The following is a 10,057-nucleotide window of genomic DNA, read 5'->3' as shown; positions in this document are numbered from 1 at the left end:
GTTGTCGTGAAGACAGGCATCTCCACTACGCCCGGAGGTCTCCTCTTGATCAACTACCGACGCGAGTCACCAACCTCTTGGCCGAGTACACCTAGGCGCCCGGCGGCGATCGCCGACCGCTCCGCGGCGCCGTGCACGACGGGCCCGGCGGCCTCGTCAGGGCGTGGCCCATGCGCGCAGCGCGCTCTTGCCGGCGAAGTCGGCCACGTCCTTGTCGTGCGGTTCACTGCTGTACTGGTGGAACCGCCACTTGGCCTTGATGCGGGGCTTGCCGGCGCTCACGTAGTCGGCGATCCACAGACCGTCCCCGGCGTACGAGGTGACGTCGACGTTGAGCCAGAAGTCCCGGTTGGTGTAGAGCAGGACCCGGTGGTGCGGGCGCAGTTGCTTCACCTTCCGGATGAACTGGTCCTTCTCCGCGTTGCCGGCCCGCGTCCCGTCGCCCGTGGTCTCCCAGTCGACGGCGAGCAGGTCGCCCGCCTTCTCGGGGGCGTGCGAGACGAAGTACTCGGCCTGTTCGTCGATGTGTCCCGGCCACAGGAAGTGGTAGAAGCCGACGACGAGGCCGGCGTCGCGGCCGTGCTTGGTCTGGGCGGCCAGTCTCGGATTGACGTACGAACGGCCCTCCGTCGCCTTGATGAAGACGAAGGAGAGGCCGTCCGTACCGTACGACGACGACTGGTACGCGCTGACATCGATGCCGTGGAGCATGGGGGGACTCCCTGAGTGCCTGTGGGGTGACAGGAGTTGAGAGCTATATGCCCCGTCACGGCCCGGGTGATCCGTCCGCGCGCCCGGACGGCGTCAGCCCCGTGCCGTGACCGACGCCAGCACGGCCGCGGGCTTCGCCGACCAGTCGGAGGTGATGAAGCTCGCGTGGTCCTTCGCCAAGAGCGCGAGCCGGGCCGCGACTTCGGCGTCCGTCGGGTCGGTCGAGGAGATCGCCGGGGACACGCCGTCGGCGCCCGTCATGATCAGGACGTAGTGGTTCGCCGAGTAGAACGAGGTGTCGTAGCCGCCGTTCACGTAGCCGGCCGCGTCACCGTCGAAGAACACGAACCAGGGCCGGATCGAGGCGTCGTAGCGGGTGGTGCGCGGGTCGCCGTTCTCGGCGCCGAGCACGGCCGGGAAGGCCTGGGCCGCCGCGATGTTCCCCGCCGCGTACAGGTCGCGCAGGTGGTCGCCGTACTCCCGGTCCGTCCAGTAGTGGTCGAACGGGTTCGCCTGCTCCACCGTGCCCGGGATCAGCTCGAAGAGGAACTTGCCCTTCAGCGCGTCCCGGGAGGGCCACGCGTCCGCCCTGGCCGCGGCGTCCAGCGTGGGGTACGACCCGCCCAGCAGGTCGGCCGGCTTGTACACGCTGCCGCCGAGCTTCCGCGACACCAGCGTGTCGAACTCGTCCGGCCCCAAGTTCGCGTTGTTGTTGAAGCCCACCTTCATCTCCACCTTGAAGACGATCGGCGGGTGGTCGGGGTGCAGCTGGTTCCAGGCGGCGATGTTGTCCAGGCAGCTGCCCAGGTCCTGGTCCCGGCTCTTGCCGTACAGCTCGGCCGGTGTCTTCGCGGCCTCGCAGTTGTTGTTGTTGCCCAGCGGGTTGCTGTGGCTCACCCGCCAGCGGTGGGTGATGCTGTCGACGTACACGTCCAGCTCCAGCAGCGAGGCTCCGGAGTCCAGCGCCTGTGCGAAGTAGGTGTACTTGGCCTTGTCGTAGGCGTTGTGCGTGCCGATGGCCGTCGTCCCGGAGAACTTCGGCGACGCCGCGTGGGCGTTCCCCGGCACCACCGCCAGCAGCGCGGCGGCCCCTGCGAGCGCCACCGTCCGTCTCACCCCACGAATCGCGCGCATCCCTGAACTCCCTTTCGGCGTCGCTGAGTTGGCGGCAGCGTAGAGGGGAGTGGTTACCAGGCGGTAGCCCTCGGGGCAACATCGGCCTTCGCGCGGCGGGGAGATGGGGGTGCCGTACGGCGGAGCGGGCGGCCGGCCGGCTCGTGCCCGCGTGGTGGGCCGGCTCGGTGCCCGGGTGGTGGGCGGTGGTCGCCGGCTGCACACAGCTCGGCGCGGGTGGGGTGGGGTGGGGCGGGGCGGGCGGCACGGCCGGCCCCGGGAACCGCTCCCCGGAAGGGGTGTGCGTCCGCCGTCCGCGGTGGCTGGCCGTGCGGCCGCAGTCGCCCACCCGAAGGTCTTCACCACAGGGGCGCTGGAGCAACGCCTTCCCTCTGGTGGGCCGAGTGGCAGGTGACGGCCCCGGGGTGTGTAATTTCAGAGAGAGACGAGGCGGCGGGACCTCCTCACGCGGCGGCGGGATCTCCGCACACGGCAGTGAATCGTGGAGCTGATGATGCCTCGAGTTCTGGTTCCGCGGGTTCAGAAAGTCATCTTCAATGACGAGCGCATAGGGATGGGATTCAACGGCGCTTCGGGACTTGCCGTCGGAACGGCGCTCAAGGATTTCACGATTTCTGAGGATGCGCGGACTTCACCTTCGGAGCGAATGGCATCAGGCGGTAGGTGAGTTCCCTGTCGATCCTGCGGGTCGCGCGCGGGAGCGCTCACCGGTTCACCGCAACGAGGTGAGGAGACACCCATGCTCGACAACCCCTACGAAGGCACGGACTTCGCGGAATCCTGGCGCCAGGGATTCGGTGCCGGATTCACCTATCCCGACCGTGACAACGAGGCCCCCTTCACGCTGGAAGGCGATCAGCGCACGGTCTACGCCGAAGGTGTCCTCGCCGGAAACGACGCGGCGTCGCATGGGCAGGAGCTGTCCTCCGTAACCCCCAGCGGGGACACGTTCGCCGAGACGGCGGCCCACGTGGGCGAAGGAGTTCACGCGCTCGCCGACGCCAAACACATCATCAAGCTACGCACTTTGACGTCGGTGGGGTGGGGAGCGTTCTGGGGGATCGTGCTGTTCGCGATTCTCGGTCCGGACCGCTCGGACGAGTACTACTTCGATTCGGCCGCCCGGGCTTCGCTCAAGCAGGCGTATGACGAGCTGTCATCGACGGGAATGATGACCTCGGACGTCGAGCTCTACATGGCCGCCTGCGACCAGGACCACGGCATCACCGATGAGGATGCGCTGACCCGCCAAGGCTGGTGGCACGGGCTGGTGTACGGGGCATTCGAACCCGCCGAGACGGAAGCCCGCGGTCACGAACACCAGGGCAACACCCGGGTCCTGCGTTTCCAGGCGGGTTCGGACGAGATCGAGATGATTGCGCTGGAGCCGCAGTAACTCAAGGCGGCTTTCCCTGGAGTGAGGAATCCGAAGGGGAACAGACGGCGATCCGCCTCGACGCGCGAGGAATCCAGGGGAGGTTCACGGCTGCCCCAGGGGTGCTCCAGGAACATTCCGCCGCGTGGGCGGGGAACGCCCTGACGGCGCGGGAAGCTGTGACGCGCCGTCAGGGGCTGCCGGCCGGTCCGCCTAGCACTCGATGATGTTCACCGCGAGGCCGCCCCGCGCCGTCTCCTTGTACTTCACGGACATGTCCGCGCCGGTCTCCTTCATGGTCTTGATGACCTTGTCCAGGGACACCTTGTGGGAGCCGTCGCCGCGCATCGCCATCTTCGCGGCCGTGACCGCCTTCACCGCGGCCATGCCGTTGCGCTCGATGCACGGGATCTGGACCAGGCCGCCGACCGGGTCGCAGGTCAGGCCCAGGTTGTGCTCCATGCCGATCTCGGCCGCGTTCTCCACCTGCTCCGGCGAGCCGCCCAGCACCTCCGCCAGCGCGCCGGCCGCCATGGAGCAGGCCGAACCGACCTCGCCCTGGCAGCCGACCTCGGCGCCCGAGATGGAGGCGTTCTCCTTGAAGAGCATGCCGATCGCGCCGGCGGCGAGCAGGAAGCGGACGACGCCGTCCTCGTCGGCGCCCGGCACGAAGTCGATGTAGTAGTGCAGGACCGCCGGGATGATGCCCGCCGCGCCGTTCGTGGGCGCGGTGACGACCCGGCCGCCGGCCGCGTTCTCCTCGTTCACGGCCATCGCGTAGAGCGTGATCCACTCCATCGCGTGCGCCAGCGGATCACCCTCGGCGCGCAGCTGGCGGGCCGAGACGGCCGCCCGGCGGCGGACCTTCAGACCGCCCGGCAGGATGCCCTCGCGGGACATGCCGCGCTGCACGCACGCGCGCATCACGCGCCAGATCTCCAGCAGACCGGCCCGGATCTCGTCCTCGGTGCGCCAGGCCCGCTCGTTCTCCAGCATCAGGGAGGAGATGGACAGGCCCGTCTCCTTGGTCAGGCGCAGCAGCTCGTCGCCGGTGCGGAAGGGGTACTTCAGCACCGTGTCGTCCAGCACGATGCGGTCCGCGCCGACCGCGTCCTCGTCGACGACGAAGCCGCCGCCGACCGAGTAGTAGGTCTTGGAGAGCAGCTCCGCGCCGGCCGCGTCGTACGCGCGGACGGTCATGCCGTTGGCGTGGTAGGGCAGGGCCTTGCGGCGGTGCAGGACCAGGTCGTCGTCGTAGGAGAAGGCGATCTCGTGCTCGCCGAGGACGCTCAGACGTCCGCTGCGCCGGATCGTCTCCATGCGCTCGTCGGCCGTCTCGACGTCCACCGTGCGCGGCGAGGCGCCCTCCAGGCCCAGCAGCACCGCCTTCGGCGTGCCGTGGCCGTGGCCGGTGGCGCCGAGCGAGCCGTACAGCTCGCAGCGCAGGGACGCGACGGAACCGAGCAGGTCCTCGTTGCGCAGCCGGCGGGCGAACATGCGCGCCGCCCGCATCGGGCCGACCGTGTGGGAGCTGGACGGGCCGATGCCGATCGAGAACAGGTCGAAGACCGAGATGGCCACGGGTGACTCCTCAATACGGTGAAGCAGGGGTGCTGCGGGGGTGGTGCGGGGCTGACACAGGGGTGCGGGCACCGCGCGCACCGGTTCTTCCAGTGTGCGCGGTGCCCCGCGAAAGGTGCGTTACTTGTTCAGCCCCGGGTAGAGCGGGTGCTTGTCGGCGAGTGCCCGCACGCGCGCCTTGAGGGCCTCGGCCTCGGCCGCCCCGAAGGGGGAGGGGGCCTTCAGCGTCTCGGCGATCACGTCCGCGACCTCGGCGAAGTCCTCGGCCGTGAAGCCGCGGGTGGCGAGGGCCGGCGTACCGATCCGCAGGCCCGAGGTGACCATCGGCGGGCGCGGGTCGTTCGGGACGGCGTTGCGGTTGACCGTGATGCCGACCTCGTGGAGCCGGTCCTCGGCCTGCTGCCCGTCGAGCTCGGACTCGCGCAGGTCGACCAGGATGAGATGCACGTCGGTGCCGCCGGACAGGACGTTCACGCCGGCCTCGCGGGCGTCGGGCGCGGTGAGGCGCTCGGCGAGGATGCGGGCACCCTCCACCGTGACGCGCTGCCGCTCCTTGAACTCCTCGCCCGCCGCGATCTTGAAGGACACCGCCTTGGCCGCGATCACGTGCTCCAGGGGGCCGCCCTGGAAGCCCGGGAAGACGGAGGAGTTCAGCTTCTTCGCGAACTCCTTCTTCGCCAGGATGATGCCGCCGCGCGGGCCGCCGAGGGTCTTGTGGGTCGTGGAGGTGACCACGTGCGCGTGCTCCACCGGGTTCGGGTGGAGACCGGCGGCGACCAGGCCCGCGAAGTGCGCCATGTCGACCCACAGGTACGCGCCGACCTCGTCGGCGATCCGGCGGAACTCGGCGAAGTCCAGCTCGCGCGGGTACGCCGACCAGCCGGCGATGATCACCTTGGGGCGGTGCTCCTTGGCGAGCTTCTCGACCTCGGCCATGTCGACCAGGCCGGTCGCGGCGTCCACGTGGTAGGCGACCACGTCGAACTGCTTGCCGGAGAAGTTCAGCCGCATCCCGTGGGTCAGGTGGCCGCCGTGCGCCAGGTCCAGGCCGAGGATGGTGTCCCCGGGCTGGGCCAGCGCGAACAGGGCCGCCTGGTTCGCGGAGGCGCCGGAGTGGGGCTGCACGTTGGCGTACTCGGCGCCGAACAGCTCCTTGATCCGGTCGATGGCGATCTGCTCGGCGACGTCGACGTGCTCGCAGCCGCCGTAGTAGCGGCGGCCCGGGTAGCCCTCGGCGTACTTGTTGGTGAGGACCGAACCCTGCGCCTCCATCACCGCGAGCGGCGCGAAGTTCTCGGAGGCGATCATCTCCAGCGTCGACTGCTGGCGGTGCAGCTCGGCGTCGACCGCGGCGGCGATCTCCGGGTCGAGTTCGTGCAGGGGCGTGTTCAGGACAGTCATGGGGCTACGACTCCTCAGCCGGCGGTGTGGGCGGCGTACTCGTCGGCGGAGAGCAGGTCTTCCGGCTCGCCGCTGACACGCACCTTGAACAGCCAGCCGCCCTCGAAGGGGGCGGAGTTCACCAGCGACGGGTCGTTGACGACGTCCTCGTTGGTCTCGGTGATCTCACCGGATACCGGCGAGTAGAGGTCGGAGACCGACTTCGTCGACTCCAGCTCACCGCAGGTCTCGCCCGCCTCCACGGTGGCGCCGACCTCGGGGAGCTGGGCGTAGACCACGTCGCCGAGCGCGTTGGCCGCGAACTCGGTGATGCCGACCGTCGCGACGCCGTTCTCGGCGACCGACAGCCACTCGTGCTCCTTGCTGTAGCGCAGCTGCTGGGGATTGCTCATGGCCTGAATTCTCCTGTACGCGCGGGAGTGCTGATGAAAGGGGGGACGGATGGAACTGCTCGTGAGCAGGGGACATGTGCGCAGGGTCACACCGTCGGGACGCCGCGCGCCCAGTGTCTACTTCCGGCGCTTGTAGAACGGCAGCGCCACGACCTCGTACGGCTCGTGGCTGCCCCGGATGTCCACGCCGACGCCCTCGGCGCCCGGCGCGGAGTGCGCCGCGTCGACGTAGGCCATGGCGATCGGCCTGCCCAGGGTGGGCGAGGGGGCGCCGGAGGTGACCTCGCCGATCACCTTCCCGCCCGCGACGACGGGGTACCCGGCGCGCGGCACCCGGCGGCCCTCGGCGATCAGGCCGACGAGCACCCGCGGCGGGTTCTCCTGGGCCCGGGAGGCGGCCTCGGTGAGCGCCTCGCGGCCCACGAAGTCGCCCTCCTTCTCGAACTTGACCACCCGGCCGAGCCCGGCGTCGAAGGGGGTCAGCTCCGTGGTCAGCTCGTGCCCGTACAGCGGCATGCCCGCCTCCAGGCGCAGGGTGTCCCGGCAGGAAAGGCCGCACGGGATCAGCCCGACGCCCTCGCCCGCCCCGGTCAGCGCCTGCCACAGCGCCACGGCGTGCTCGGGCTTCACGAACAGCTCGAAGCCGTCCTCACCGGTGTAGCCGGTGCGGGCGATCAGCGCCGGGACGCCGGCGACGGTGCCGGGCAGCCCGGCGTAGTACTTCAGGTTGTCCAGGTCCGCGTCCGTGAGGGACTTCAGGATGCCCGGGGACTCGGGACCCTGGACGGCGATCAGCGCGTAGGCGTCGCGGTCGTCGCGGACCTCGGCGTCGAAGCCGGCGGCGCGCTCGGTCAGCGCGTCCAGCACCACCTGGGCGTTGGAGGCGTTGGCCACGACCATGTACTCGGTCTCGGCGAGCCGGTAGACGATCAGGTCGTCCAGGATGCCGCCGTCGGCCTGGCAGATCATGGTGTAGCGGGCGCGCCCGACGCCGACGGAGGCGATGTTGCCGACCAGGGCGAAGTTCAGCAGGGCGGCCGCATCGGCACCGGTGACGGTGATCTCCCCCATGTGGGAGAGGTCGAACAGGCCGGCCCTGGTCCGCACCGCGAGGTGCTCGTCGCGCTCGGAGCCGTAGCGCAGGGGCATGTCCCAGCCGGCGAAGTCGGTCATCGTCGCACCGAGAGAGCGATGCAGCGCGTCCAGCGCGGTACGACGGGGTTCGGTACTGCTCATCGGTCGGTCGTCTCCCAGGGCAGACATGAGGGCGAGGAACGTCCTCCCCATCTGTCATCGGAACCTGAGAGGTTCGCCTCGACCGCCACGGGGGCGGTCACGGCTTGCACCTTGGGTGGAACCACTGCGGCAGCGGCTCGCTTTTCAGATGTGCCTCGCCCGCGCGGTAACGGGGCCTGAGAGATTCAAGGGAGGGACTTGCTCCTTCGGCGCCCCAGGAAGCTGGGGACTCTCCCGCGCGGATTCAAGCGGCCGGTATGCAGTTGGCGGCCACATCATTGCACGCCGCACCCCCGCCCGTCAGGGCCCGCATCCGTAACCGACCTGTGGCAGTACGCGCACGAAACGGCGGACCGTCGTCCATTACCTTCTCTTTACGAACAGCGGGCATGGGGACGACCGAGCCCACAGGGGAGGACGATCACGGTGAACAGGACCACGGCGTACGTCACCGCAGCAGCCACCACGACCGGTGTCGCGGTGCCGCAGCAGCCCTCCGCCACCGCCCGCGGGCGCCGCGCGCGCAGGCCCGTCCGGGTCGTCCGCGACCTGCGCGACCGGGACGGCCGGAGCCCCGGGGCCCTGGTCTTCGGCCCCCGGGACGTCGTGGTGGTCACCGGCCTGCCCGGCAGCGGCAAGTCCACGCTGATGCGGCGCGCGGTCCACGGCCGCCGCATCGACTCCCACGACGCCCGCGAGCGCTTCGCGGACCGCCTGCCCCGCGCCCTTCCCTACGCGCTCTACCGCCCCCTGGTGCGCCTCGCCCACTACACCGGCCTGCGCCGCGCGCTGCGCGCCGAGGGGGGCGTCGCCGTGCACGACTGCGGCACCCAGGCCTGGGTGCGCGCCTGGCTCGCCCGCGAGGCCCGCCGTCGCGGCGGCACCCTGCACCTGCTGCTGCTCGACGTGGCCCCCGAGACCGCCCGGGACGGTCAGCGCGAGCGCGGCCGGGGCGTCTCCCGGTACGCCTTCGGCCGCCACCGGCGTACGACCGCACGGCTGCTCGGCGCGATCGAGCGCGGCGAACTGCCCGCGGGCTGCGGTTCGGCGGTGGTGCTGGACCGGGCCGCGGCGGACAACCTGCACCGCATCGATTTCTCCGGCTGAGCGGATCCCCGGCCGGGCGGATCCCCGGCTGGGTGAGTCCGCGGTCGGGTGGATCCCGGTGGGAGGGACAACCCCCGTACCGGGCGGTTCCCCGGCCGGAGGGATCGCCCGCCAGGCCCGCGGGCGCGGGCACCGTCCGCCGCCCGTTAGCCTTCTTGCTCACAGCAGTGGTTCCCAGCAGGCGGTAGGCAGATGGACTTCCCGGCGGACATTCCCGCGGACTTCCCGGCACAGACGCACCCCCACCCGCACGGCGGTTGGCCCGGCAACGAGCTGGAGGAGGTGCTCTCGGCCTCCCTCGGCATCCCGTCCGCCGGCGGCCGGCTCATCGAGGTCCTCGGCCGCAGCCTGCTGTGGGTCCCGCTGCCGAACGGCGGGGACCCGCACAGCGTCCCGCTGGACCTGCCCACGATGGACATCGACGGCCAGGCCTACGTCCCGGTGTTCAGCTCCGAGGAGCAGTTCCGCCAGGTGGCCGGCTCCCACATGCCGTACACCGTGGCGCCCGCCGTGGAGTTCGCCCAGGGCCTGCCCCCGCAGGCCGGCCTGGCCGTGAACCCCGGGGGCGTGGTCGGCATCCCGCTGCCGCCCGACGCGGTGGCCGAGCTGTGCCGCGTGGGCCGCACCCCGCTCGACGGCCCCGGCACGGGCGGCCGGGTCCGGCTCTTCGAGCCCGACTGGCAGGAGGACCCCGTCGACTTCCTCGCCGCCGCCACCGCCGAGTTCGCCCAGACCGGCGTGGTCCGCACCGCCCGCCGCTGCCTGGCCGCCGTCGAGACGGCCGAGCCGGTGCTGTTCGTCGGCGTGGAGCTCTCCCGCTGGGAGGACGACCTGCGCGCACTGCCGCTGGCGGCCCTCGGCCGGGCCCTCGGCCAGGTCCCGGTCAAGTGGCCGGTCAACCTCGTCCTCCTCGACGTGACCGACGACCCGGTCGCCGAGTGGCTGCGGACGAAGGTCCACCCCTTCTTCCAGCACGGTCACTGAGCTGGCCCGGGGGAGCGCCGGGAGCCGTGCGACCCGCACCCGCGTACGAACCCGGGGCCTCCGGGCGCCAGGCGCATAAGCTGTCTCCGAACGAGGGGCACACGAAGAAGGGCCGGTACGACAGGTGAGCGCGAGC

Annotated in this window: 9 protein-coding genes and 2 riboswitches; of the genes, 3 read left to right on the top strand and 6 right to left on the bottom strand. The window is 70.9% G+C overall.

What is annotated here, in order from left to right; all coding sequences use genetic code 11:
- Positions 1–156 precede the first annotated feature (156 nt).
- Positions 157–711 carry a glycoside hydrolase family 25 protein gene (locus ABVB68_RS33750; RefSeq protein ID WP_353605008.1) on the bottom strand — a complete coding sequence of 185 codons (555 nt, stop codon included), beginning with the start codon at positions 709–711 and terminating at the stop codon, positions 157–159.
- Positions 712–804: 93 nt separating this feature from the next.
- The gene (locus ABVB68_RS33745; protein WP_503006472.1) at positions 805–1,845 is read right to left on the bottom strand and encodes a phosphatidylinositol-specific phospholipase C domain-containing protein; all 1,041 of its coding nucleotides are present in this window, start codon (positions 1,843–1,845) and stop codon (positions 805–807) included.
- A 739-nt stretch (positions 1,846–2,584) separates the two neighbouring features.
- On the opposite strand from ABVB68_RS33745, the gene ABVB68_RS33740 reads away from it, so the two are divergent.
- The gene (locus ABVB68_RS33740) at positions 2,585–3,241 is read left to right on the top strand and encodes a hypothetical protein (protein ID WP_353605006.1); all 657 of its coding nucleotides are present in this window, start codon (positions 2,585–2,587) and stop codon (positions 3,239–3,241) included.
- 192 nt (positions 3,242–3,433) lie between these two features.
- Here ABVB68_RS33740 and ABVB68_RS33735 read toward each other — a convergent pair whose 3' ends face one another.
- The 4 genes from ABVB68_RS33735 to gcvT form a co-directional block, all read right to left on the bottom strand.
- Complete coding sequence (locus ABVB68_RS33735; protein WP_353605005.1) at positions 3,434–4,801, bottom strand: L-serine ammonia-lyase; 1,368 nt, start codon at positions 4,799–4,801, stop codon at positions 3,434–3,436.
- 120 nt (positions 4,802–4,921) lie between these two features.
- A complete protein-coding gene (glyA, locus tag ABVB68_RS33730) occupies positions 4,922–6,202 on the bottom strand; it encodes a serine hydroxymethyltransferase (RefSeq protein ID WP_353605004.1) in 1,281 nt (426 codons plus the stop codon).
- A gap of 14 nt (positions 6,203–6,216) precedes the next feature.
- Positions 6,217–6,594, bottom strand: a complete 378-nt coding sequence (gene gcvH, locus ABVB68_RS33725) for a glycine cleavage system protein GcvH (RefSeq protein WP_353605003.1) — start codon at positions 6,592–6,594, stop codon at positions 6,217–6,219.
- Between the two features lie 117 nt (positions 6,595–6,711).
- The gene (gcvT, locus tag ABVB68_RS33720) at positions 6,712–7,830 is read right to left on the bottom strand and encodes a glycine cleavage system aminomethyltransferase GcvT (protein WP_353605002.1); all 1,119 of its coding nucleotides are present in this window, start codon (positions 7,828–7,830) and stop codon (positions 6,712–6,714) included.
- 41 nt (positions 7,831–7,871) lie between these two features.
- A riboswitch (glycine riboswitch) is annotated at positions 7,872–7,984 on the bottom strand.
- A riboswitch (glycine riboswitch) is annotated at positions 7,985–8,077 on the bottom strand.
- Between the two features lie 179 nt (positions 8,078–8,256).
- On the opposite strand from gcvT, the gene ABVB68_RS33715 reads away from it, so the two are divergent.
- Together ABVB68_RS33715 and ABVB68_RS33710 are read left to right on the top strand one after the other, a co-directional pair.
- On the top strand, positions 8,257–8,937 hold the full coding sequence (locus ABVB68_RS33715; protein ID WP_353605001.1) for an AAA family ATPase: 681 nt from the start codon (positions 8,257–8,259) through the stop codon (positions 8,935–8,937).
- 192 nt (positions 8,938–9,129) lie between these two features.
- Positions 9,130–9,921 carry an enhanced serine sensitivity protein SseB gene (locus ABVB68_RS33710; protein ID WP_353605000.1) on the top strand — a complete coding sequence of 264 codons (792 nt, stop codon included), beginning with the start codon at positions 9,130–9,132 and terminating at the stop codon, positions 9,919–9,921.
- The last annotated feature ends 136 nt before the right edge of the window (positions 9,922–10,057 follow it).

It is taken from the genome of Streptomyces sp. NPDC096012, assembly GCF_040426375.1.
Classification (GTDB): Bacteria; Actinomycetota; Actinomycetes; order Streptomycetales; family Streptomycetaceae; genus Streptomyces.
Note: the sequence above shows the minus strand (reverse complement) of the source record. Positions and strands in the feature narration are given on the sequence as shown.